Source organism: Pseudomonas sp. BF-B-30 (assembly GCF_019956305.1).
GTDB lineage: Bacteria > Pseudomonadota > Gammaproteobacteria > Pseudomonadales > Pseudomonadaceae > Aquipseudomonas > Aquipseudomonas jessenii.
Map to the genome: position 1 here is coordinate 66900 of NZ_JAHBDG010000003.1, position 24027 is coordinate 90926.

23 protein-coding genes and 3 pseudogenes are annotated in these 24027 nt (G+C 55.6%); 13 read left to right on the forward strand and 13 right to left on the reverse strand.

Features of this window, described 5'->3' with window-relative positions:
- Positions 1 to 203: 203 nt before the first annotated feature.
- Both KGB29_RS01860 and KGB29_RS01865 read left to right on the forward strand, forming a co-directional pair.
- Positions 204 to 1313 (forward strand): efflux RND transporter periplasmic adaptor subunit, encoded by a 1110-nt coding sequence (locus tag KGB29_RS01860; RefSeq protein WP_090454524.1) that lies wholly within the window; start codon positions 204 to 206, stop codon positions 1311 to 1313.
- Positions 1310 to 4441, forward strand: a complete 3132-nt coding sequence (locus tag KGB29_RS01865) for an efflux RND transporter permease subunit (protein WP_223616215.1) — start codon at positions 1310 to 1312, stop codon at positions 4439 to 4441. The genes KGB29_RS01860 and KGB29_RS01865 overlap by 4 nt, the downstream gene beginning before the upstream one ends.
- A gap of 155 nt (positions 4442 to 4596) precedes the next feature.
- Here the strand turns inward: KGB29_RS01865 and KGB29_RS01870 are convergent, their stop codons facing one another.
- The 4 genes from KGB29_RS01870 to KGB29_RS01885 all read right to left on the reverse strand — a co-directional run bounded on the left by KGB29_RS01870 (position 4597) and on the right by KGB29_RS01885 (position 8187).
- Positions 4597 to 5790 (reverse strand): MFS transporter, encoded by a 1194-nt coding sequence (locus tag KGB29_RS01870; RefSeq protein ID WP_223616216.1) that lies wholly within the window; start codon positions 5788 to 5790, stop codon positions 4597 to 4599.
- Between the two features lie 193 nt (positions 5791 to 5983).
- Positions 5984 to 6526, reverse strand: coding sequence for a histidine phosphatase family protein (locus tag KGB29_RS01875; protein WP_159390385.1), 543 nt, complete (start codon positions 6524 to 6526; stop codon positions 5984 to 5986).
- A gap of 170 nt (positions 6527 to 6696) precedes the next feature.
- Positions 6697 to 7764: an SDR family oxidoreductase gene (locus KGB29_RS01880; RefSeq protein WP_159389642.1), complete on the reverse strand. Its 1068-nt coding sequence runs from the start codon at positions 7762 to 7764 to the stop codon at positions 6697 to 6699.
- Between the two features lie 3 nt (positions 7765 to 7767).
- Positions 7768 to 8187 carry a nuclear transport factor 2 family protein gene (locus KGB29_RS01885; protein ID WP_223616217.1) on the reverse strand — a complete coding sequence of 140 codons (420 nt, stop codon included), beginning with the start codon at positions 8185 to 8187 and terminating at the stop codon, positions 7768 to 7770.
- 116 nt (positions 8188 to 8303) lie between these two features.
- Here KGB29_RS01885 and KGB29_RS01890 point away from each other — a divergent pair, with 116 nt between their 5' ends.
- Positions 8304 to 9206: a LysR family transcriptional regulator gene (locus KGB29_RS01890; protein ID WP_090454532.1), complete on the forward strand. Its 903-nt coding sequence runs from the start codon at positions 8304 to 8306 to the stop codon at positions 9204 to 9206.
- Positions 9207 to 9320: 114 nt separating this feature from the next.
- Positions 9321 to 9863: a DinB family protein gene (locus KGB29_RS01895; protein WP_223616218.1), complete on the forward strand. Its 543-nt coding sequence runs from the start codon at positions 9321 to 9323 to the stop codon at positions 9861 to 9863.
- A gap of 339 nt (positions 9864 to 10202) precedes the next feature.
- Here KGB29_RS01895 and KGB29_RS01900 read toward each other — a convergent pair.
- Positions 10203 to 10343: pseudogene (locus tag KGB29_RS01900) on the reverse strand (LysE family translocator); the annotation flags it as partial.
- 351 nt (positions 10344 to 10694) lie between these two features.
- On the opposite strand from KGB29_RS01900, the gene KGB29_RS01910 reads away from it, so the two are divergent.
- Positions 10695 to 10988: a hypothetical protein gene (locus KGB29_RS01910; protein ID WP_223616222.1), complete on the forward strand. Its 294-nt coding sequence runs from the start codon at positions 10695 to 10697 to the stop codon at positions 10986 to 10988.
- Between the two features lie 280 nt (positions 10989 to 11268).
- On the opposite strand, the gene KGB29_RS01915 is transcribed toward KGB29_RS01910, so the two are convergent.
- The gene (locus KGB29_RS01915) at positions 11269 to 11394 is read right to left on the reverse strand and encodes a helix-turn-helix domain-containing protein (RefSeq protein WP_169721036.1); all 126 of its coding nucleotides are present in this window, start codon (positions 11392 to 11394) and stop codon (positions 11269 to 11271) included.
- A 481-nt stretch (positions 11395 to 11875) separates the two neighbouring features.
- Between KGB29_RS01915 and KGB29_RS01920 the strand changes: the two are divergent.
- Positions 11876 to 12277, forward strand: a pseudogene (locus KGB29_RS01920) (transposase); the annotation flags it as partial.
- A gap of 108 nt (positions 12278 to 12385) precedes the next feature.
- On the forward strand, positions 12386 to 13894 hold the full coding sequence (locus KGB29_RS01925; RefSeq protein WP_223616224.1) for a diguanylate cyclase: 1509 nt from the start codon (positions 12386 to 12388) through the stop codon (positions 13892 to 13894).
- 177 nt (positions 13895 to 14071) lie between these two features.
- Here KGB29_RS01925 and KGB29_RS01930 read toward each other — a convergent pair.
- Together KGB29_RS01930 and KGB29_RS01935 are read right to left on the reverse strand one after the other, a co-directional pair.
- Positions 14072 to 14691 (reverse strand): annotated as a pseudogene (locus tag KGB29_RS01930) (tyrosine-type recombinase/integrase).
- 183 nt (positions 14692 to 14874) lie between these two features.
- Complete coding sequence (locus tag KGB29_RS01935; protein ID WP_223616226.1) at positions 14875 to 15417, reverse strand: DMT family transporter; 543 nt, start codon at positions 15415 to 15417, stop codon at positions 14875 to 14877.
- Positions 15418 to 15517: 100 nt separating this feature from the next.
- On the opposite strand from KGB29_RS01935, the gene KGB29_RS01940 reads away from it, so the two are divergent.
- Positions 15518 to 16423 carry a LysR family transcriptional regulator gene (locus tag KGB29_RS01940; protein ID WP_223616228.1) on the forward strand — a complete coding sequence of 302 codons (906 nt, stop codon included), beginning with the start codon at positions 15518 to 15520 and terminating at the stop codon, positions 16421 to 16423.
- A 78-nt stretch (positions 16424 to 16501) separates the two neighbouring features.
- Here KGB29_RS01940 and KGB29_RS01945 read toward each other — a convergent pair whose 3' ends face one another.
- From KGB29_RS01945 to KGB29_RS01955, 3 genes are all read right to left on the reverse strand, one after another.
- Complete coding sequence (locus KGB29_RS01945; protein WP_223616232.1) at positions 16502 to 16918, reverse strand: VOC family protein; 417 nt, start codon at positions 16916 to 16918, stop codon at positions 16502 to 16504.
- A gap of 97 nt (positions 16919 to 17015) precedes the next feature.
- Positions 17016 to 17738, reverse strand: coding sequence for a hypothetical protein (locus KGB29_RS01950; protein ID WP_223616234.1), 723 nt, complete (start codon positions 17736 to 17738; stop codon positions 17016 to 17018).
- A 71-nt stretch (positions 17739 to 17809) separates the two neighbouring features.
- The gene (locus tag KGB29_RS01955) at positions 17810 to 18316 is read right to left on the reverse strand and encodes a DMT family transporter (RefSeq protein WP_223616235.1); all 507 of its coding nucleotides are present in this window, start codon (positions 18314 to 18316) and stop codon (positions 17810 to 17812) included.
- Between the two features lie 333 nt (positions 18317 to 18649).
- On the opposite strand from KGB29_RS01955, the gene KGB29_RS01960 reads away from it, so the two are divergent.
- Positions 18650 to 19558, forward strand: a complete 909-nt coding sequence (locus KGB29_RS01960) for an MBL fold metallo-hydrolase (RefSeq protein WP_223616236.1) — start codon at positions 18650 to 18652, stop codon at positions 19556 to 19558.
- On the opposite strand, the gene KGB29_RS01965 is transcribed toward KGB29_RS01960, so the two are convergent.
- Positions 19552 to 19740 carry a LysR substrate-binding domain-containing protein gene (locus tag KGB29_RS01965; protein WP_223616237.1) on the reverse strand — a complete coding sequence of 63 codons (189 nt, stop codon included), beginning with the start codon at positions 19738 to 19740 and terminating at the stop codon, positions 19552 to 19554. The genes KGB29_RS01960 and KGB29_RS01965 overlap by 7 nt on opposite strands.
- A gap of 49 nt (positions 19741 to 19789) precedes the next feature.
- The gene (locus tag KGB29_RS01970) at positions 19790 to 20695 is read right to left on the reverse strand and encodes a LysR substrate-binding domain-containing protein (RefSeq protein WP_223616238.1); all 906 of its coding nucleotides are present in this window, start codon (positions 20693 to 20695) and stop codon (positions 19790 to 19792) included.
- 137 nt (positions 20696 to 20832) lie between these two features.
- On the opposite strand from KGB29_RS01970, the gene KGB29_RS01975 reads away from it, so the two are divergent.
- Genes KGB29_RS01975 through KGB29_RS01990 form a run of 4 tightly spaced genes read left to right on the forward strand, consistent with a single transcriptional unit; the run spans position 20833 to position 23893 of the window.
- The gene (locus tag KGB29_RS01975; RefSeq protein WP_223616239.1) at positions 20833 to 21654 is read left to right on the forward strand and encodes an ABC transporter substrate-binding protein; all 822 of its coding nucleotides are present in this window, start codon (positions 20833 to 20835) and stop codon (positions 21652 to 21654) included.
- Between the two features lie 11 nt (positions 21655 to 21665).
- Positions 21666 to 22346: an amino acid ABC transporter permease gene (locus tag KGB29_RS01980; protein WP_223616240.1), complete on the forward strand. Its 681-nt coding sequence runs from the start codon at positions 21666 to 21668 to the stop codon at positions 22344 to 22346.
- 30 nt (positions 22347 to 22376) lie between these two features.
- Positions 22377 to 23153, forward strand: a complete 777-nt coding sequence (locus tag KGB29_RS01985) for an amino acid ABC transporter ATP-binding protein (RefSeq protein ID WP_223616241.1) — start codon at positions 22377 to 22379, stop codon at positions 23151 to 23153.
- A gap of 8 nt (positions 23154 to 23161) precedes the next feature.
- The gene (locus KGB29_RS01990; protein WP_223616242.1) at positions 23162 to 23893 is read left to right on the forward strand and encodes an MBL fold metallo-hydrolase; all 732 of its coding nucleotides are present in this window, start codon (positions 23162 to 23164) and stop codon (positions 23891 to 23893) included.
- Positions 23894 to 24027: the final 134 nt, after the last annotated feature.

Here is a 24027-nt window from a genome sequence, read left to right on the forward strand (position 1 = left end):
ATAGAGGATATTTGTGACCATATTGCGTAATAGTCACGACCTGTCAATTGACGTTCTTTGAAGCGATTACCTTTTTCTCCGTGTTCATGGTGATTCATAAGCTTTGGTTGAAAACCAAAATGATTGACAGGATGTGACCATTGACACAAATCGTCACTAGATCGAGAATATGACGCTCGTCCTATTTTTAAGTAAGGGAACCTATGCGCCGGCTTCTACCTTTCCCCATTGCCGCTTGCTTGTTGCCTCTCGTCCTGACGGCATGTGGTGATTCATCCACCGCTGAAGATCCGCGCACGAATGCCCCTTTGGTGAGGTCCGCTGCTGTTCAGGCTTCGTCCGACGTCTCGCGTTCCTTCACTGGTGTAGTGGCTGCCCGCGTTCAGGGCGACCTTGGCTTTCGGGTGTCAGGAAAGGTGCTTGAGCGTCTGGTTGACACCGGTCAGACCGTTAAACGTGGTCAGCCGCTCATGCGCCTCGACCCAATCGACCTGGGGTTGCAGGCGCGAGCACAGCAAGAGTCGGTCATAGCCGCTCGGGCCCGAGCCAAGCAGACAGCAGATGACGAGGCGCGATACCGCAATCTGGTTGCCGCAGGCGCTATTTCTGCATCGGCCTATGACCAGATCAAAGCCGCAGCCGATACGGCAAAAGCACAGCTCAGCGCTGCAGACGCGCAGGCTGATGTAGCCCGCAATGCTTCTGGTTATGCGGTGCTGTTTGCGGATTCCGACGGCGTGGTGGTGGAGACGCTCGCCGAGCCCGGACAAGTTGTCAGCCCGGGACAGCCCGTGGTTCGACTGGCGCGGGCAGGGCAACGCGAAGCGATCGTGCACCTGCCCGAGACGTTGCGCCCCGCAGCAGGATCCACCGCGCAGGCGACGCTTTATGGCAATACCACGGGTGCAGTTACAGCGAAGCTGAGGCTGCTGTCTGACTCGGCCGACCGTATGACGCGCACCTTTGAGGCGCGGTATGTGCTTGAGGGCGCGCTGGCCAATGCACCGATAGGTTCGACGGTCACGCTTCGGATCGCTGAAAGCGCCGCACAGGGAAATTCGATGCAGGTGCCGATTGCTGCCGTTTATGACCCGGGTAAAGGCACTGGCGTGTGGGTCATCGTCGGCGCACCTGCGAAGGTGGCTTGGCGACCTGTTCAAGTCTTGGGCTTGAGCGACGACTCAGCGCGAGTCGCAGGCGATCTCAAGGTCGGCGAGCAGATCGTGGCGTTAGGTGCGCATCTGTTGCGCGAGGGTGAAGAGGTGAGACTGCCTCAACAGGATGACGCCAAAGTTGCCGGGGGTCGTCCATGAGCGAGGGCCGCTTCAATCTTTCCGCGATCGCCGTTCGTGAGCGTTCCATCACGGTGTTTCTGATCTTCCTGATTGCCGTTGCGGGCATCTTGTCGTTCTTTCAACTGGGGCGCGCGGAAGATCCTCCGTTTACGGTCAAGCAGTTGACGGTCATTACCGCGTGGCCGGGCGCCACGGCGCAGGAGATGCAGGATCAGGTAGCAGAGCCACTTGAAAAACGCCTGCAAGAACTGAAATGGTACGACCGCACGGAGACCTACACCCGTCCTGGGCTGGCTTTCACGATGGTGTCACTGCTCGATAGCACGCCGCCCTCGCAAGTGCAGGAGGAGTTCTATCAAGCGCGTAAAAAGCTCGACGATGAGGCCCGGAAGCTGCCGGCGGGTGTCATCGGCCCAATGGTCAACGACGAGTTTTCGGACGTGACATTTGCGCTTTTCGCCCTGAAAGCCAAAGGCGAGCCGCAGCGACTGTTGGTGCGGGATGCAGAGTCGTTGCGCCAACAACTGTTGCATGTGCCGGGCGTGAAGAAGGTCAACATCATTGGGGAGCAGCCCGAACGTATCTTTGTTTCCTTTTCCCATGATCGGTTGGCCACCTTGGGCATCTCTCCTCAGGACATCTTTGCCGCGCTGAATAACCAAAACGTGCTCACGCCCGCCGGTTCCATCGAGACCAATGGGCCTCAGGTCTTCCTGCGGCTAGATGGTGCCTTCGATAAGGTGCAGAAGATTCGTGACACACCCATTGCGGTCCAGGGGCGCACGCTAAAACTCTCTGACGTGGCGACGATCGAACGTGGTTATGAAGATCCAGCAACCTTTCTCGTGCGTAACAACGGTGAAGAGGCCTTGTTGCTGGGGATCGTGATGCGTGAGGGCTGGAACGGTCTTGACCTTGGCAAGGCGTTGGACGCGGAGACAGTCAAAATAAATGAAGGCATGCCGCTGGGTATGACGCTCTCCAAAGTCACCGATCAATCTGTAAATATCGATTCGGCCGTCGGCGAGTTTATGGTCAAGTTCTTCGTCGCGCTGCTTGTGGTAATGCTTGTCTGCTTTCTCAGCATGGGCTGGCGTGTCGGTGTTGTGGTCGCTGCGGCTGTGCCGTTGACGTTGGCCGTGGTGTTTGTGGTGATGGCGGCCACCGGAAAGAACTTTGACCGTATTACCCTTGGCTCGTTGATTCTGGCGCTTGGACTGCTGGTGGACGACGCCATCATTGCTATCGAAATGATGGTGGTGAAAATGGAAGAGGGTTACGACCGCATCAAAGCTTCCGCGTACGCCTGGAGTCATACGGCCGCGCCGATGCTCTCCGGTACGCTGGTGACCGCTATCGGCTTTATGCCCAACGGCTTCGCGCAATCGACCGCCGGCGAATACACCAGCAACATGTTCTGGATCGTGGGCATTGCCCTGATCGCCTCCTGGGTGGTTGCAGTCGCTTTTACCCCGTACCTGGGGGTGAAGATGTTGCCGAACATCAAGAAGGTAGAGGGGGGTCACGCGGCCATCTACAGCACCCCTAACTACAACCGCTTCCGCCGGATTTTGACGCGGGTCATCGCTCGCAAATGGCTGGTCGCCGGCACTGTCATCGCTTCGTTTGTCGTGGCGATCCTCGGCATGAGCCTGGTCAAGAAGCAGTTCTTCCCTACCTCGGACCGTCCCGAGGTATTGATTGAAGTGCAAATGCCTTATGGGACCTCCATTGAGCAGACCAGCGCCACCACTGCCAAGATAGAGGCCTGGCTGCAAAAGCAGGGTGAGGCAAAAATCGTCACGGCCTATATCGGGCAAGGCGCGCCGCGTTTCTATCTGGCGATGGCGCCGGAACTCCCTGATCCGTCGTTCGCAAAGATTGTGGTGCTGACGGACAGTCAGGAGGAGCGTGAGGCCCTCAAGTTCCGTATCCGCGAGGCAGCTGCTGAGGGGCTTGCCCCAGAAGCGCGGGTCAGGGTGACTCAGCTTGTTTTTGGGCCGTACTCGCCATTCCCTGTTGCCTACCGGGTGATGGGGCCTGATCCGTCAACGTTGCGCGAGATTGCGGGCCAGGTACAGGACGTGTTGCAGTCGAGCCCGATGATGAGAACCGTCAACACCGATTGGGGACCGCTGACGCTGACGCTGCATTTCGCTCTGGATCAGGATCGCTTGGAGGCGGTGGGATTGACGTCAAACTCAGTCGCGCAGCAACTGCAGTTCCTGCTGGCCGGAGTGCCGATCACCGCGGTTCGTGAGGACATTCGTTCGGTGCAGGTGGTTGGTCGCGCAGCGGGTGATATCCGGCTCGATCCCGCCAAGATAGAAGGCTTTACGCTGGTGGGCGCGGCGGGTCAGCGGATTCCGTTGTCCCAGGTAGGAGAGGTCGATGTGCGTATGGAGGATCCGATCCTCCGACGTCGTGACCGCACGCCGACCATCACAGTGCGCGGTGACATTGCCGAAGGTTTGCAGCCACCGGACGTCTCGAGCGCGATCATGAAGGAGCTGCAACCAGTCATCGACAAGCTGCCTGGCGGATACCGGATTGAGCAGGCGGGTGCAATCGAGGAGTCGGGCAAGGCCGGTAAAGCGATGTTGCCGTTGTTCCCGATCATGATTGCCATGACGCTGCTGGTCATCATTCTGCAGGTCCGTTCGATCTCGGCGATGATCATGGTGTTCTTCACCTCGCCGCTGGGGTTGATTGGCGTAGTGCCGACACTGCTCATTTTCCAGCAGCCATTTGGGATTAACGCACTGGTCGGTTTAATCGCCCTTTCGGGCATTCTGATGCGCAATACGCTGATTCTGATTGGGCAAATCCATCACAACATTCAAGAAGGGCTGGACCCGTTTCACGCAGTGGTCGAAGCCACGGTACAACGTGCCCGCCCGGTACTACTGACTGCGATGGCGGCAATCCTGGCGTTCATTCCCCTGACACACTCCGTCTTCTGGGGGACGCTGGCCTACACCCTTATCGGAGGCACGTTCGTCGGCACCATCATGACGCTGGTGTTCCTGCCAGCGATGTACTCCATCTGGTTCAAGATTCGTCCTGTCAATACGGGTCAAACTGAAACAGCGAATAAGCAAGCAAGCCTAGTGGATAGGGCGGCATTTCCCAATGCACCCAGCTGACCAATCACTCACAGGGGTACATGACCAGTTTTTCGGACGATTGAGGGGAGCGTTCGGCAAACACGCCTTTCTGACGCCATCGCTAAGGATGCCCCGGGGCTCGGTCAGTTGTAGTGCCCCATGTGAGCCCTGGAGGCTAAGCCAGTCCCGCGGAACTAGCTTGTGCGTTCCTTAGTTGAATACCTGACGCGATGCTCGCTCAACATCAACGTCGCTATAGCAACCAGCACAGGTACAAAGGCAAGCGCACAGATAACGGTCCAACCGTATCGATTCAATATACCTCCCGATGCAAACGAGCCGAGCACCACGGCGCCAAAGACAATGAAATCATTGAGCGCCTGGACACTGTTTCTTTCGCTTGTTTTATGGCTCTGAAGGACGAGTGCAGAGGCGCCGACAAAACCGAAATTCCAACCAATCCCTAGAAGCACCAAACATAGATAAAAGTGGTAGGACTGCACACCGGCAAGCCCGACAGCAATAGACGCGCCGGTTAGCATCAACCCCATCAACACAACGCGGTTTGCTCCAAAACGGCGGATCAGATTTCCAGTGAAAAAACTGGGTGCGTACATTGCAATTACGTGCCACTGCAATGCCAGGTTCGATGATTCCAGTGAAAGATCCTCATGCTTCATTGCCAGTGGGGCCGAAGTCATCAGGAAATTCATCAAGGTGTAAGTTATGACGCCACAGAGCATGGCGTTGATGAGTCGAGGCTGCCGAACAATCACCGCAAGTGGGCGACCTGGAGTACGAACAGCTGCCTCATGGCGTGGCAAATCGACACCTAGCAGCACCGCCGCCGAAACCACTGCCATTAATGCGGCTGCAACGTAAGTAGCGATAAACAGGTGGGACTCCCACAGGTCCATCGTATAGGTGACCGTCTGTGGACCAAGCACACCCGCCACTAGCCCGGCAGCCATGACGATTGAAAGCGCCCAGGGCTGCCTGTTTTCTGGAACGCATTCTGCGGCGGCGAAACGAAACGTCAGCACCACAGCGGCATAAGCGCCACCAAATAGCATCGCAGTACAGAAAATGAAGAAGGAAGACAAATAAATGCCAATCGCAGCCAGCACTCCCATCAGGATGCCGCACAACGCTCCCAGCATAAACACGAGACTGCGCCCATAGCGCTGCGCAATGGCACCGGCAGGTAGCGTGCAGCTCGCCATGCCCACGACAAAAATGGAGATAGGCAGCGTCGCCAATGCTTTATCCGGTGCAAGCATGTCTCCCACGATAGCGCCGGTTGCATAGACGATGACTGAGTTACCACCCGCCAATGCCTGGGCGGTTGCCAGTCGAAAAATGTTGCTGTTCCCAGATGTGGCTGACACGACTTCTCTCCCTTGAATGAATCGTCCCTTAATGCAGCTGCAGCGTGCCGATTATCAATGAACACTAACGACCGCGCTGCCCCTTACGATATCCAAGCGCCGGTACCGGCGCACGTCATCGACAAGGGCCTCCCGACAGCGGGTCTGCTAGCCCACGTCATGATGGCCAAGTTCGCCGACCATCTGCCGCCTATTACACACCGCCGTACTGATACACGGTCGCACTCCAATACTGGCTGCCGTTACCTTTTTGGCGAGCCCATCCGTCGGCTACCAGTTGATTGGCGATCATTCGATTCATAAAGCCATGACCGAGCAGCAGAACCGGTCCATCGCTGGCAAGGGACTGCAATCGTTTGGCTGCGGTGCTGGCGCGGATCCTCGCAGTGCCGGCGGATTCGACGTTGCGTGAGTAACCGCACAGCCATAAGACTCGAAGGATAAATGCCCAGTTAAACGGCGATAGCCGTGGCAGTTTCCAATGACCACAAGGCAGTTGTGCTTCGCAGAAAAGTGCGTCGACCAGTGCAGGCTTCAGGCCGAGCGCTTGGACGGAGGTCAGCGCACGAGGCGCGCTGCTTGAAACAATCACCGTGGCGGTTGCGGCGAGTTGCATACTGGCATGCGGGACCGGGTGGTGGGTAATTTCCGATCGGTCGTATTGCTCGATCCAGTCTTTCATCTCGAGCGCTGAGATCTTGTCGGTTGCGGCGAGTTTTGGCTGGCCGTGACGCATCAGGATGATTTCCCTGTTCACCATTTTACGTCCTTGTTCTGGTGTGTGGTAAATGACCAGCAAGTGCGGTTTCGGGAGCTCAAGGTACGCCTCGCGTACCCGCATAAAACCGCACAATGAGGCTCGAGATTATCGGCTTTGGGACTAGACGGTAATCCCGTCTGCGAAAGTCAGTTGTCGACCATGGCCGATGAGCTTTTTTTCTTCGAGGCGCGCGCACTGTGCTTTTCAAACCAGCCGTGATCGCGGTACCACGCCACGGTGTCAGTGATTGTCAGCTCTAGCGCCCGGAAACTCAGGCCAAGCTCCTGTTCACTCTTGCGGTGGTTGAAGCAGGTGCGGTACTCCTCTCGTATCAACAGACGCAACGTGGCCATGCTCAACAGAATGGGCTTGCCGGTCAGGCGCGCATAGATCTCCTGCACAGTCGCCAAGGTGTATAGAAAGGGCAGCGGTAGTTGTCGAACGGGTGTCTTGACGCCAGCGATACGTCCTAGAACAGGGACCAGCTGACGCATCGTCATATGCCGGCCCGCCGCGAGATAGCGCTCACCTCGTCGGCCCTGTTTGGCGGCAGCAATCAGCGCCCCTGCCACATCACGGGCATCGACAACGGAGAAGGTGCCAGGGATCAGCCCGGGCAACTTGCCGTTCACGACATCGTTGACCAATTGTCCGGAGGAGGTCGGGCCAATGTCGGCAGGACCCCACATCCAACCGGGCAGGACCATGCAGGCATGCATCTCGGGATGTGCTTCCAGGAACGACAAGATGACACGGTCGGCGAGGATCTTGCTGCGGTAATAGTCATCCGCGTCGGCGTCGTCCCGCAGACATGTCTCATCGATGGACATACCAGGTGCGCCGTCGAGCACAGCAATGGAAGACGTATGGACGAACCGTCGTATACCGGCGCGGTAGGCCTGGTTAAGCAGGCGCCGCGTACCAGACACATTGATCTTTTCAAGTTCTTTCCAGTGGCTGCCGCCCTTGTAGTTATCGCGAAAGAACGCCGCGGTGTGAAACACCGTATCGCAGCCTTGCAGCGATGCTGCGAATCCGTCGACATTGGCCATGTCACCAACGACCAGCTCCACCCCCGGCAGATTGTTGAACTGCTGTTCACCTTTGGCTCTTGAGCGGACCAGGCCTTTGACCGTGTAGCCACGAGCGACCAATTCACGCACCAGGTTGTTGCCCAGCAAGCCGGTTGCTCCAGTAACAAATGCGCTACGCATGGCTCAACCCTCACCCTGTTCGGCTAACGGCATCGACACCGCACTGTCGAAGAAGGCCTCTTCACGGATGGCCAGCCCGTTTCTGAAGGTGAAGTGTGCGGCGTAGTGCACGGTAATATGGCGTCCATGGGGTGGAATCACCCGGCCTGGCAGCACCAAGGGTGCGGCGAAGGTGCCGGTCAGTAAGGCAGTCAGCGCCAAAAGATCGTCAGCGACCATGAATGGGGTGAAGGTCACTTGGGCATCAGGGAACGCTTCGAACAGCGCAGTCTCTCGTTTGCGCATGGATTCGCGACCGGTTTGAATCCCCATACCATCGAGGTAGATGAAGTCTTCGCAAACCAACGCAAGCATCGCCTCCACATCACGGCGATTGAAGGCTCTTGAGGCGCGCTCCGCATAGTCGTTGGGGCCAGTAGTCATACAATCCATTCCATTCGTTTCGAGGGCCTGTAGATATACCTTTGAGGCCTCTGCCGAAAAACAGCGACTACTGCATAATGGATTTGCACATATGCAGACCAGGGAGGACAGGACGCATGGCGTTGCAAGCAAATTGGGACGATCTTCGTCTGCTGTTGGCAGTCTCGCGGCGTGGCAGCTTCCTTCAAGCTGGCCAGTTGCTGGGTATCGCGGCGTCTACCGTGTCCCGCCGCCTGACCCAACTTGAGGTCGCACTGGGCGAGCCACTCGTCGAGCGCGGCGTTGAAGGATGTTGGTTGACCTCGCGGGGCCAATCCCTCGTGGAAGTTGCCCTGGCTGCGGAAGCTGGCTTGAGGCGTCAAACCGCTGCTGGCATATCCGAGCTGCACACAGAGCTATCTGGCAGTGTCCTGGTCAGTGCAGGAGAGGGGTTCTCGTCTTGTGTGCTGGAGGCCGCGAGTCGCTTCACTTCTCTGCACCCGCGTTGCTCGGTGGAGCTGATGGTAACAGCCGACTTTCACAAGATCGTCCGCGGCGTGGCAGACATTGCTGTGCGTACAGCTCATCTGGGTGAGCCGTCGCTGATTTATCGACCAATAGGCCGGCTCGCCTACGGTGTCTTCGCTGATGCAGGTTATCTGAAGCGGTTTCCGGGGGTGACCCCGGCCACTGCGGTCAATATTGCCTTGCTTCCCCCACTGGACATGTTGCCGCAAATGCGTGCGGCAAAGGCCGGTGGTCTGGACCGCGCGCAGATCAGCGTGAACTCGTTCGCCGTGCAGCTCGAATCGGTGAGGCGAGGTATGGGGGTGGCCGTACTGCCCCGTATATTGGCGAAGGATCTGATCGGGTTGTTCCCGGATCTCCACCTTCCAGATATGGAGGTCTATCTGGTGACTCGGCCTCAGGCATTAAAGCAGGCCCACATCAAATGTTTTTTTGCCATCCTGGAGCAGGTGCTTCTCGAAGCCCTATCCATAGAAAATGTCGAAGGTTGCCTCTTAGGGGGTGAACCGTGAGTATCGGAACAATAACGATCTCTACTGCGTACGGGTCACCGTGCAATAGACTGGGTTTTGCGATGAACGTGGAGCGTGGAGCGCTTATCAAATACCCACTCAAAGGATGAGCAAATGAGCCGTACCGGCCATATCTGCCTGATGGCGACCTATAACAAATGGATGAACGAAAAGATATATGGAGCGGCCAGGTGCTTGTCCGATGATGAGCTCTCAGCTGATAGAAAAGCGTTCTTCAGGTCGATTCTCGGGACGCTAAACCACGTGGCAGCCGGAGACACTGTGTGGCTAAAGCGATTCGCCAAACATCCAGCGAACCACTCGGCATTGGAGCCGGTCAGGCGACTTTCTGATCCGAAAAACCTTGACCAAGCGTTGTTCTCTACTATTCGAGAACTCTCAGTATATCGAGAGCGGCTTGATCAGATAATCGTCGAATGGGCTAACTCTATTACAGAGTCCGATCTAGACCATACCCTCCATTACGCCAGCTTGAAGGGTGTAGTGTCCGACAAGGATTTTTACGGCCTGGTGATGCATTTCTTCAACCATCAGACCCATCACCGTGGCCAGGTTACTACGCTGCTTTCACAGGCTGGTGTCGACATAGGTGATACAGATTTAGTCGTCCTCATCCCATCCCGATCCAGCGTATGAAGAAAAGCTGGATACCAGTATTGAGAATTCACAGCCAAAGAGGGCAATTCGATTCGGATCGCACTGATTGCATCGCTGTTGCCCTGGCTTAATCCATGACGAACACCTTCGCACCGCTGGTGGTGAACGAGCGCTCTCCCACGGCGTCGTTGCCCACCTGATAGCTTATCCCGGAGGAGGGCAAGGTGAACTTGCGACGATCCTCCAGTGCGTGGCTTTCGCAAACCCGCGCGGATCTTTTTCTAGCGCGCCCGATGCGCTAACCGCAAACAGCCCGGTTTAGCGTCGCTCTTCGACGGCCATGCGCATGGCCAAGCCCGCGAGAACTGTCCCCATCAGTCAGCACTGCACGATCTGCCACACGGGCCTGCTTGCGAGGAATGTCGAAATGGAGCCAGCCATGACGGCAATCAGGGCGTTGACGTTCACGCTAATGACGATCTGTGTAAAGCCAAGCACGATGGATTGCGCTAGCACGCTGCTGTCCATTTTCGCGAGCCTTTCCGAAGGTCCACTTTTAATCGTTAATCAACTATCCACACTTGGCTACGCGGACACTGGCCCTCAAGGGCGAATACTTCGACGCGATCAAGGCGGGCACCAAGCCTGAAGAATTTCGCCTGCTAACGCCGTATTGGCGTAAGCGCTTGGAAGGCCGAAGCTATGAACGCATCGAGCTGACCAAGGGCTACCCAGCGCGTGGTGATCAAACCCGGCGATTGTCTCTTCCATGGCGCGGATATCGCGTGACTACTATCACTCACCCGCACTTTGGCTCTGAGCCTGTCCTGGTGTTCGCGATCAACGTAAACCTGTAGGAATTTATCCTCTATGGACACTCTGAATTCTGAGGACTTGTTGCGGGATTTCTCGCGATTGCCTGCCTTGGTCGACGGAGTTCGTTACGTCATCGCCGAGCGTGCCCATGGGGCTGCTGAACATCTGAATATCTACGGTGCGCACCCCGTGTATGTGGCGAAGAACGATTCTTGGCGTTTCCCCAATGGGGATTGTCGCCGCTGTGACGATCGGGACCTGTGGATTTTATCTGATGAATTCCCAGCTGCTGTTGATAGAGCGTGGGACCGCAATCGACTCAGAACCACCGGAATATTCCAAGCCTGAAGTTCGAGGAATAGCTCATTGCTCACTGTCGTGACGGCATGCTGGCCTCATCAGTAACCACATGAGGCCGTAGGCTATGAGCGCAGCAGTTGAGTTTTCAATCATGATTGACGGTGAGCAGATCCAGGGTTGGGTAGTTAAGGATGGGAAGTCATACAGTGCGTATGCGGAATTTCGCGGTGGCCTAATAGATGTTCGTGGTTCCACCAAGGCTAGCGCTGAAAGCAACTGGCGCGAAGAAGCGAACCACAAGGCAAACCAATAGGATATGTCGCCCAGGTTAACGAAAGCCCCGCCAGTCGGGGCCAAAGTTCAACAGACGGACGATCTCGCTCTGGCTCATGTCGTGCAGTTGGCCGATCTGGATCGTGACGCGCTCTTCAACGCTGAGTTCGTGATAATACATGGCAACACCCTACCGAAGCGGTCAGGTGTTGCACTCAGTTTTTGCCGCCGCTCGGGTCGTCCTTTGTCTCGCCGATAGACTCAACGCCAACAAAGCCCCTGGGGTATTGCGGAGCTTAGGTTCGATGTTTAAAGGCTTTCACGATGAAGCAGCACTGAGATCGTATGCTTTACAGCGGGGGATGGCGATGCCGTCCTGATGCTCCACGGGTTCCCCCAGCCGCTAGCGATCTAGAAGCAATCGCACCAGTGTTGACGCCGATGCCGAATTGCCCCACGTGCCGACGCAAGACTGACCCATCTTCAAATCCGCACAAATCCAGCACAGGTATTGGTTCGCGAGGAATCAGGCTGGGTCAGTGACATCTCGGTAACTGGGTCAATTCTGCGTCGGCGCCAACACGCTTCCGGCCCAGAGTGTGTAAAAACGCCTCCGCGAACCCTTGCTATGATTTCTGAGGATTTCATCGCAGGGATCGCCCATGAAGCGCTTTATCCAAGGTGAGCATCGAGGCCAAGGCACCTTACTTCCCGAGAGCCTCGACGACTACGTCAGCGATACCAATCCGGTGCGCGTAGTCGATGTCTTTGTCGACGAACTCGACCTGGTCAATCTGGGTTTTGAAGGTGCCATTCCAGCCGATACTGGCAGGCCTGCTTGCCACCCCGCGATCTTGCTAAAAATCTACATCTACGGCTATCTCAACCGCATCCAGTCGAGTCGGCGCCTGGAGCGAGAGGCCCAACGCAACGTCGAGCTAATGTGGCTGACCGGGCGTTTGGCAACCGATTTCAAGACCATCGCCAACTTCCGAAAAGACAACAGTAAAGCCATCCGAGGCGTCTGCCGTCAGTTCGTTGTGCTCTGTCAGCAGTTGGGATTATGCGTAACTACTTGTATCCTTATTCAAGACGAGGACAAGCAGCTGCCGTTGTGGCCTTGGTCCAATAGTAGCTGGAACGGAAAACTGGACTTTCCATAAGGTAGTGACGTGAAGCGTGATACCCACCTGGTTGTGCTTTTGCTATTGGTTATCGGCTGTTCCTTGGCGTCACTGACTGTCTGGAAGGTACTGGCCTCCCGAGATCGAGCGCTGGAGGATGTGAACGTCCACGGGTTAAACCTTACCCAGGCGCTCGCTACCTACTCCGAAGGCATTGTTCGCCAAAGCTCCTTGCTCTTGCTCGGGCTTGTCGAACGCCTGGAAACTGAAGGTAGTGGCCCCATACAGATCCAGCGGTTAAGTACGCTGGTCAATCGCCAGCAGCCCCTGATGCCACAGCTCAGTGGTATCACCATCTACGACAATCAGGGACGCTGGTTGATGTCCTCCAATCGGCCGATTCCGGCCGGGGCGAACAGCAGTGATCGTGCCTATTTCATTCATCATCGCGACGATCCATCCCGTGAGACCTTTATCGGTCCGCCAATCCAAAGCCGCTCCAATCAGGAGTGGGTGATCACCGTCAGCCGGCGCTTCAATGATGCTCGCGGAGAGTTTGCCGGGGTGGTGGCGGTAACTTTGGGGATAGAAAACTTCCTACGGCTGTTTGGAAAGATCGACGTAGGGCAGGAGGGGGCCATCGGGTTGTCCTATACCGATGGTACGTTGCTAGTTCGCTATCCCTTCCGCGAGCAGGACATGGGGCGCAACTTTTCGAAGTCGCCGATCTATGCGAAACATCTAGTGGACCGATCTGTCGGCACTGCGTCGTTTACCTCTAGCCTAGACGGCGTGGAGCGGCTCTATGCGTTCCGAAAGAGTGACAAGCTGCCGCTGATAACTACCGTCGCTCTTGGGAAGCGTGAAGCGCTTGCTGCGTGGCGAATGGAGGCACTGCTGTCGGCAGTAGTGGTGACTGGTCTGCTGGGCCTCACCGGCCTCATCGGTTGGTTTTTGATCCTGGATATCCGTCGGCGAACCAAGGTAGAAGGTCAGTTGAGGGGCACTCAGCAGCAATTGCTCTCATCGAATCGGCAACTGGAGCTACTGGCGATGAAAGATGCCCTAACCGGTTTGGCGAATCGGCGCTACTTTGATGTGACATTGGCCATGGAGGCGCGACGAGCACAGCGGGAGGGGACGTCTTTGGCACTACTGATGATTGATATCGACTATTTCAAGTTGTTCAACGATTCCCATGGGCATGTTGCCGGCGATTTCTGTCTGCAGAGCGTTGGTAAGGTCGTGGAGGAGTGCGTACGCCGACCATCGGATCTAGTGGCGCGGTATGGTGGTGAAGAGATGGGCGTAATCATGCCAAATACGGACATTGATGGTGCGGAGGTTGTGGCGCAACTAATCCTGGGCCGGTTGAAACAAGAGAGCATTTCCCACGAAGCCAGCCCATTGGGTCGAGTGAGTGTAAGTATAGGAATTGCCGCTGCCGCTGGCTCCCGATTGGACCAACTGCAAGGTTTAATCGAAGCCGCAGATCAGGCGCTGTATAGCGCCAAGGCACTTGGACGAAACCAGTTTGTGAAGCACTGTAAAGGATGAGGGTTCGCAACTGGAATCGCCTATCAAATTGAATCGCGGATTATTTGTTCCGCAATTTTCCGTTCTGTTTGATTCATCGCCCATATCAACCTAGATTACCGACGGTTATAGGGATGCCTTGAAATTTCGCTTCTGGCCGGACACAGACGGTCTAGTATCGACCGTCGCGGTTAGTGGTCAAACTTCCGTTTGTTCCGCCATTTCCAAGGCATCATCGACCTCGATTCCCAGGTATCTGACAGTGCTTTCAAGCTTCGTATGACCAAGCAGGAGTTGCACAGCTCTCAGGTTCTTCGTCCTGCGATAGATCAGCGATGCCTTGGTTCGCCGGAGCGTGTGAGTAGCGTACATGGTGGGGTCAAGGCCAATGGCTGTCACCCACGCTTTGACTATTCGAGCGTATTGCCTGGTGGAGAGATGGTCTGAGCCGTGCAACCGGGTCGGAAACAAGAAGTCCTCGCTGCGGAGGCGGGCCTGATGCATCCAAGCCTCCAGATCCGTTCGTGTTTGCTCAGTGATTTCAAATTGCACTGGATGGTTGGTTTTCTGCTGCATTACGATGGCCCGTGACAATGCATGTTCCCCATGGGCTATGTCTCGGACTCGCAGCTTGGTTAAGTCACAGGCCCGCAGCTTGCTGTCGATGGCCAAGTTGAAGAGCGCCAGATCCCGTATCTTCTCCGCGAGCTGGAGTCTGACCCGGATGGCCCAGATATCTCTGACTCGGAGCGGGGCTTCTGCCCGACAAGCTTTCCCTTGTTCCAAGGCTGATGGCTGTGTGTAGCAAAAGTGTTCATGGCTTGTCCTCCACGTTGAGGGAGGACAAGGGTGGATCAGTCAGGGTGCGAGGTCGCTATCCGACCCATAGCTGCCGGTCAGCACCGGCAGAAAACGGCCAAAGCGGACGCCAGGAGCAGGCCACTTCGATTAGCTGGATGTACAGCCGCCAGTCGACTCAAGCGATACCCCTTGTATCCTTGTTAATTCGACGTATTTCTATTCGACGCTTGCTCTGTCAGCACTTCTTTGTCCTTCGACACAGTCTGTGAAACACCAGGACTGTTGAACTGTGCTACGACGAGACCAAGCAGCATGATTCCCACACCCAAAAAGCGCCCAAAACTTGCTGGCTTTTCCGTCAATCCGAGCAGGCCAAAGTGGTCGAGTAGCATCGCTGCAATCATCTGACCGGCTATTACACACAGGAGGAAACCGCTCGCTCCGACTCTTGGAAGTAGCGCTAAGGAAGTAGCCACGTAAATGGCCCCTGTCACACCACCGATCCACATCCACCACGGGCCGCTTACTGCACTTTGGAAGTCAGGCACGGGCAAGCGCATAAGGATGACAACTACCAATATCGCAACGACGCCGATGCTGAGCGCGACAGCGGCTCCCCATAAAGGGTGGCCAAGCATGCGTCCCAGCGTGGCGCCGCTAGCGGCTTGTACCGGAATCAGCGTGCCTGCCATGAAGGCTGTCAGTAAGGGTAGAAAAAGATAAAGGGCTGTTTTGCCTAGCATAAAGTTCTCCGTTAAACATGCCGATCAGCGCTCGGCGGGGGTAACAGTTCATGTGGTAAATTGATGAAAACCACTACTTTGCGACTCGAGTATTCATTCTATGGATGAACTGCGCAGGATTGACCTCAACATGCTGGTAACGCTTCATGCGTTATTGGCCGAGAAGCACGTCACGCGAGCATCAGTACGGCTGCATAAAAGCCAGCCAGCAGTCAGCCACGCGCTCGGCTTGCTCAGAGCCCATTTCGATGACCCTTTGCTCATACGGCGAAACGGGTCCATGGTTTTAACGGCGAGGGCACAAGCTCTGGCTCAGCCGCTTCAGGATGCTTTGGGCAACTTGAACTCGCTGTTGGGCGCTCCGTCATTTGAGCCATCAACGGCAAAGGGCCGTTTCAGATTGTCGCTATCGGACTATGCAGCGCGAATCCTTCTACCTCGGCTTACCCAGAAGGTTCGTCAAGAAGCTCCAGGTATTGATTTGGCTATCAGCCAGGCAAGTCGAGAAATGATGATTTCTCAGCTTTTGGATGGCGAACTCGACCTTGCACTGGGTATCTTTCCCGAGGTTCCGGATGCCATTGCGCTTCAAGATCTCTTTTCCGAAGGGTTCATCAGTCTTGCTGATAAAAAAGTGTTGCCCGAGCAGGGCGGTCTTTCACTGAACGATTGGCTATCTCGCCCACATGTAATGCTCGCGCTTCGCCCTGACGCGAATGACGAAATCGAGCAAGCGTTGGCCGCCCGAGGCTTAAAGCGTCACATTGCCTTGGCTTTGCCACACTGGAGCGCTGCGGTCGAAGTGCTTGCTGGTACCGATTTGATTCTTACGGTTGCCAGTCGCGCGGTAGGCCCGATGCGAAACCACAAATCGCTACGGCAATTCGAACCGCCCATTGATATCCCCCGATTTGCCTATCAGCAGGCCTGGCATTCCAGGAAAGAGGGTGACGCCGCACATCGCTGGTTGCGCGAGGCAGTCTTCAAGTGCTCTCAGCCAGGCTGACGTCAAACCAGAGCAGCCAAGCTGTGCTCCATCACGACTAACTCGATAGTTACTTGCCCGTCTACCTGACGAATTTCATCAGGATTGCAGAGCAGGGCCTTTCAACTCGATTTGATTATCATCAGGGTCATTCAGATAAATCGACAAGCCTGTTCCCTCTGCTCCATAGCGCATCACTGCCTTTTCAGCAGATACACCGGCATCAGCCAAGTGGCGGAGAATGGCTTGTTCATCAAACGGCTCAACCCGAAGGCAAAAGTGATCGACGTTGTGTCTTTGCTTACCCGGCGGCTGACCACCCTGACGACCGATCGGCCCGTTCACATCAACCAGGTCAATCATGGATGTCCCTGCGCTCAGATGAATCATGCCAAGGTCGTCACGGCGCTTTTTGACATCACATCCAAGTACAGATGTGTAGAAAGCCAGGCTGTGCTCGATGTCCTGTACCCGTAAAACAACATGGTCTATACGTTGAATTGAAAAACTGCGCATAACGATCCTCCTGTCGGAATCACTGACTTGAGTCCCCATCCAAATTTCCGATCTTTAGATGGGGGCTCTCCACGATGCGTGCGCCAAGCTCGACGACTTAGCTGATCTTGGAAAACAGTTGAGGCACTTCACCCGAGAAGTCGACCCAAGGATTGGTATCGAGCAACTCGGCATGCGGCACGCTTGATTCATCGAAGCGAATAGTGAAGCTTTCCGGCCCATGGGCATAAGCCACAATTACGCCCTGGTGCGGATCCATGTAGCCGGCGTGCATGCCAAAGCCTGGATAGCTGAGGCGCACCGCAGGCCCTTCAGGATTGATCTCATGCACGGTCAAGCGCGCAAGGACGCCATCCGGCAGTACAAACATCCAGGTGAAAGCACCACCGGATACCACCGTCATCACCTCATCAATGCCCGCGCCATTGTCCGAAGTGTTTACATGAAGACGACCATAACGATTCAGAGCCCAAGTCCGCATCTCTGGGGTCATGGCTTTCATGTCGTAAACTTTTGGATAGGGCGCTGTATCTCCCTCGCGGGTACCCAGGTAACCACCACGGTGCACCTCAGGAGTACGGCCTGCGAGGTGGATTTGCTCCAGCAGTTCAGCACGGTTGAGACTGAATATCGAAAGCAGCTTGTTTTGATCTTCTTCGTTGATGGCGTCAATCAGCGATGCTTTGAGAATCGGCTTGGCTTCTTCGGGTATCGAGACAGTGCTGGCGCGCACACCTACGCTACGCAATACAGCGTTGACGCTATCGATACCTTCAACATCGGAACGGCCATCGCTGAACTGAAGTTTTACGAAGTTCATCTTTGTTTCTCCTATCGTGAGTCAGAAAGTTGCGGTTGCGTTGCGGGTTTGCATAAAACGGGTAAGGCGGGTTACTTGCTGATTTGGGTAGCGCTGTTCTCAACCTCTGGAGTGCCGATGCCCTGAACCAGCAACACACCACCGAAGATGAGCACGACCCCTGCCAGTCGAGTGAAAGTGATCGGTTTGTTGGCGAGTCCCATTAGCCCGAAATGGTCAACCAGAACGGAAGCTAAAATTTGTCCCGCTACGACGAGCAATAGAAATCCGCTAGCCCCTAGCTGGGGAGTGATGGCCGTTGCGCTGCCTACATACACGGCACCCAAAATGCCGCCGATCCATAGCCACCAAGACCCCTGCAAAGCCTTGCCGAAGTCAGGTGCGGATACCCGCAGGACTAACAGTGCAATCACGACTACAACGGCACTGACGAATAGCGAAGTTAAGGCCCCCCAAAGCGGGTGCCCTAGCGCTCGGCCAACGGCGGCGTTACTGGCTGCCTGGAAGGGCAGGACTGCGCCTGCCAGCAATGCCGTACCCACTGGGATAGATGCGAGAGCTACTGCCTTACTGAACATGGCATTCCCCTTTGGAGATGGCTGGTTTCGATGGGCAAATACTCTCCAATCCACAGGGATTATGGAAATCACATGTTTGCACATGCATTATTCATATGATGGATGGTTTGGAGATGGAGACTCGGTAGCTATCAGTCGAATGGAAAGCCTGGATTTTCGACTTTTACTTTCAGGGAGCTAATAGGTTGTTGACTATTTGCAGCACGCTTAAGTTGAACTGAAGTGTCCTACTTTAAAAATCATCCATTGATATGCGAACCGACAGCCAGTGAGATAGGCACGGCAGACAAAGCTCTGCCATCCTTTGACAATAAGAGAAAAGGTTCGCATTACATGCGCAAGCTCGTAAAAATCCTGACCCTGGTTTCCTTCACCATCCTCTCTGCTCCATTCACCACTCAGGCACAAGAAGCCTCCAAGGCGCAAAGCCCGGCCTTTGTGGTGCACAAGTTAACGAACTTCCTCTACGCCATCGGCGAGCCCAACTACTACCAGAAAAACTATTCGTACTTGTTGGCGGGGACGGATCAGGCGCTGATGTTTGATTCGGGCGCAAATCAGAAAGAAGACATCACTTCGGTGGCGCGCAAGATCACGGACAAGCCGCTCTCGATGCTGCCTTCACACCTGCACTTCGATCACCTTAGCGGCCTGCACAATTTTCAGAGCATCTACTTGGTGGATACGCCATTCACCCGTCAGTTCAGGGGGAAGGATGGCTTCTACCGTGTTCCGGAGCCGGTTTACCTGGGCAACATCGATCATATGGTCGTTCCGCCCTTCAAGGTGGCGCGGCTGATAAAGCCTGACGAGTTTATCGACCTTGGCGGCCTCAAGGTGCGCCTGATCAGCGTGCCTGGTCACACGCAGGACGAAGTGGCGCTCTTTGATGAGACGCACAATATCCTGCTGGCCGGGGACCACGTCTATCCGTCCTGGCTGCTGGCGGGGAACCTGAAGGATTACGTCGCTTCTCTCGACGCCACGCTGAAGGTGATCAATGAGCATACCGCCATCTATGGCGCTCACGCTGACGAGGACCCAACCAAGGTGCCAGCCATGACATACGCCGATGTGCAGGCGATCCGCGACAAGATGGTCCTGATCCAGGCCGGGCGCGCCAAGGGTGAAGCCTTCAGTGATCCGGAACTGATCAAGAGTTCCGAGCTTTACAAGGTGGAGAAGGACATCAGCATTCTCACCAACATCCAGTTCACTGATGGTCGTGTCTACGGTTACTGATCGGGCTGCCCGGACCTAGAGAGTAACCAGTCGATGAACGCCCGGATTTTCGGGCGTTCTCGAGTCCCTTCGGAACAGGCAACATAGTAATTGTGCAGCGCAGGCACCGAGATCGGCAGCGGACGCACTAATCGTTCTTCATCGAGATCGCGGGCGGAGACGACTTCATCGCTCAGCGCCACGCCGAAGCCGTCACGCTGTCGTATGAGCCGGCTCCCTACGAAAAGCTATTTACACCTGGGGTGTAACAGGTAGTCGCGATTGCGCAATCAACCACTCGATGAAATTGCTCACTTCCTCACGATCGCGATTACCTTCGCTGCACACGCAGTAATAGTTCTGCAAAGCCGGCACGGCAAGGGCGAGAGGCTGTACCAGTCGGCCTTCATCGAGATCGCGGGCGGACACAACCTCATCGCTGAGTGCCACGCCGTACCCATCGCGAGCAGCTTGCAGAACCATGCCGAAATCATCGAAGTAAATATCCGAGTCACTCGATTGCCCAAATCGGGCCTCGGACAGCCAGCGGCGCCACTGCGCGCCATCGTCTTCATGAAGCAAACGATAATGAGCCAGGTCGGACACGCTTCGAATGGCCTTGGGGCCGCGCAATAGTTGGGGGCTACATACCGGTGTCATGCGGATCCCGTGCAGTAATCGCCACCAGAAGCCAGGCCAGGGAGGGACGCCGTAAATCACTGCCAGATCGGCGCGTCGCCAATCGACTGTATTGAAGTAACTTGCGGTGATGACATTCAACTTGATGTGCGGATTGTCATCCATGAACGCGAACAGCCGCGTGGCAAGCCAAGTTACGCCATGCACGCTGGGGATAGAAAGCGTCAGTTCGATTTTCTGCCGTTCTCCCTGATGTTCACTGGACAGCTGTCGCACCCCATCCTGGATTTCGCAAATCGCGTTGGCTACCCGATGTTGCAAGAGACGGCCATTGTCGGTCAGGACGAGTCGTCGACCTTGCTTCTCGAATAACTCCTTGCCCAGCCCACTTTGCAGAACCCGAAGCTGCTGACTGATTGCGCCCGTGGTGACATGTAACTCCACCGCAGCCGCGGCAATATTGCCCAGTCGTGCGACACATTCGAATACCCGAAAACTATGGAGAGGTGGGAGCGCCATTGCTGTGCCTATATTTCAGTTTTTCTAAATAATAACTCTATAAAAAGTTTAGCTTGTTTGCCCTCTTTGTCGCCAGCACCATTGCCCTGCGTTACCGCATTCCTCCTCTAAACCACCAAAACAACAAGAGAAATGTCATGAACCAAGTAGCCGCAATTTTTCTGGGTTTGGGTATGGCCAGCAGCTTGGCCGTTGCAGCTGATCTGAGCAGCACGAAACCTTCGTTCGCTCAGGGCGACACATTAAAAGTCTGTACGGCCGGCGAGTTTCCACCGATGGAGTTCTACGCCAAGCCCGGCGACACCCAGATGGTTGGTTTTGAGGTGGATGTCATGGCTGCGCTGGCCAAACACTGGGGCGTAAAACTCCAGTTGGTTGTGGGCGATTTCAAAGGTTTGTTGCCGTCTCTCGACTCAGAACGTTGTGATGTCGTTGCCAGCGGCATGACCCTTACCAGCGAACGCTTGAAGCGCTACGACGGTGTTGGATATTTCAAGTCGTCCAAGGTCATGGTGACGTCGGCACGGGATGAGCAAACCCGCAAACCGGAAGATCTGAGCGGCAAGGTGATCGCCATCGAGGCGGGCACCACCTACGAGGACGCGGTGAAGGCTCTCAATAAACAGCTGGTAGAAAGCGGTCGTAAGCCCATCAGCATGCAGACGTACCCGTCGGCTTCGGCAGTCATCCAGCAGGTTCTCGTAGGGCGAGCAACAGCGACGATCACCCAGGATACAACGGCGGCTTATCGCAGTACCCAGGTACCTGGACAACTACAGATTACCTATACCTATCCCGACGCTGACCTGTTTGGACTTTACCTGCGCAAGAACACTGCCGACGTGCAACAACTCAACAATGCGCTGGGCGCCTTGCAGCAAAGTGGTGAACTGAAAACGCTGCTCGCCAAGTGGAATCTGCCAACCCAGTCGACAGACGTCCAATTGGCTCAGCAGTAAGGGTGAGCGTCATGGTGTTTGATTCTTCGTTATTCCTGGACGCCGTATTCGGCTGGCCGCTGGCTAAAGGGGCGCTGCTGACCCTTGTGTTGTCGGTTGGCGTGATGGCGTTGTCGATGGGCGTTTCGCTGTTCACCGGCTCCTGTGCAACTTCGTCGCGGCGCGGCGTGCGCTGGTCGATGGCCAGTTATGTGTGGTTGTTCCGTGGTGCTCCGGCGTTGTTGGTCTTGCTGTTTATCTGGAATGGGCTACCGCAACTGTTCCCCAGTTTTCGTGGCGGCTGGTTCACGCCTTTTCTGGCGGCATTCATTGCTCTGACGCTGATACAGATCGCCTATCTGACCGAGATATTTCGCAGTGCATTTGCTGCGGTGAGCATCGGCCAGCGCGAAGGCGCAGCGGCATTGGGCCTGCATCGATGGCAAGTGTTCGTGCTGGTGGTGTTGCCGCAAGCCTTACGTATTGCGCTACCCGCTTTGGTTAACGAGTTCATCTCACTGCTCAAGGCTACTTCTCTGGCGACCATCATCTCTTTGAATGAATTGATGACCACCACCCAGTTTGCGATTGCCACGAGCTTTCAGTTCCTGGAGTGGTACAGCGCGGCGCTGGTTTACTACATGTTGCTGGTCTCGGTATTGACGGGCATGCAGATGCGCGTCGAGCGCGTTCTTTCCAATGGCTACCGCTAAGGGCGGTTGTTCGGCAAAACAGGAGACACCATGAAACTGTCCATTGATACGCCAGTCGAGCTTGCCAAAACTCAGCCAACTGCGGTGGAAATTCGGGGGCTTGGCAAATGGTACGGGGCGTTCCAGGTACTGAAAAATGTTGATCTGGATGTCCAGCAGGGCGAACGGGTAGTCATTTGCGGGCCCTCCGGTTCTGGCAAGTCCAGCCTGATTCGCTGCATCAATCGCCTGGAGGAACACCAGGAAGGACGCATCGTCGTCGACGGTGTGGAGCTTACCGGCCAGCTCAAACGCATCGATCGGGTGCGTAGCGAAGTGGGCATGGTGTTTCAGCACTTCAATCTATTTCCCAACCTCACCATTCTTGAGAACTGCACCTTGGCGCCACGCTGGGTACGCAAGATGCCTCGTCGAGAAGCAGAGGAACTGGCCATGCATTACCTGGAGCGGGTACGCATCCCGGACAAAGCCCACTGTTATCCGGCCAAACTCTCGGGTGGCCAACAGCAGCGAGTCGCCATTGCACGAGCCTTGTGCATGACCCCCCGGGTGATGCTGTTCGATGAACCGACCTCGGCGTTGGACCCGGAGATGATCAAAGAGGTGCTCGACACCATGGTTCAACTGGCGGAAGAAGGGATGACCATGGTCTGTGTTACCCACGAAATGGGCTTTGCTCGCAAGGTGGCTGACAAGGTTGTCTTCATGGACGCAGGTCAAATTGTCGAGTGCGGTTCGCCTGATCAAATATTTACCCAGCCAAGCCACGAACGAACCCAGCGCTTTCTTGGCCAGCTTCTGCATTGAGGTGCCCCATGAGGGATGAATGGTACGAAAGGCAGGATCTGGGCAATGGCATTACGCGCTTGAGCGAGCCTCATGTGCACCGCTACTTTGCCGCTAACCTCTTTCACGTGCGAGGGCGCGATGCCGATCTGGTGATTGATTTCGGCATGGGGTTGGTTCCGTTACGACCGGCCCTGGATCTGGAAGAAGGTAAGCGGCTTGTTGCGGTGGCGACCCATATTCATGCTGACCATGTTGGCGGTTTCCATGAGTTCGAAACACGACTTGGGCATCCGGCTGAGGCGGAAGACTTTGCCTGCATGGTTGATCAGGACACCTTGGCTCATGTGTTTCGCAGCTTGCCGGGCGCAGTGGAGCAATCACCGTGCCTGAACTGGTCGCCGGAGAACTACTGCATCAGGCCGGCTCCATTGACTCAGACCGTGGAGGAGGGTGACATCATCGATCTGGGAGACAAACAGCTACGGGTACTTCATTTACCCGGTCACTCTCGTGGTTCGATTGGCCTGTTCGACGAATCGGCAGGTGTGCTTTTCAGTGGTGACGTCATTTATATCGGTGGTTTGGTCGATAACCTGCCCTGCTCGAACCAAACTCTTTACCGTCAGACGATGCAACGTTTGATCGATCTGGAGGTGCAGTGCATTCACGGAGGACATGGCGCAGCCATGTCCTCCGAGCAGATGAAAGCTATTGCGAGGCAATATCTTCACGGCACATCAGCCAAGGCAACGATCTGATCGGGCGGGTTATCGAATAGAGTGTTATACCCGTCTGGAGCAACGTTTCACCGTAAACGATTGCCCCCTTTTGGCCATTGCTGCCGTTCATGAAGGGCAGCTTTTGGCCGATCTCTGCCGGTGATGAAGCCGAA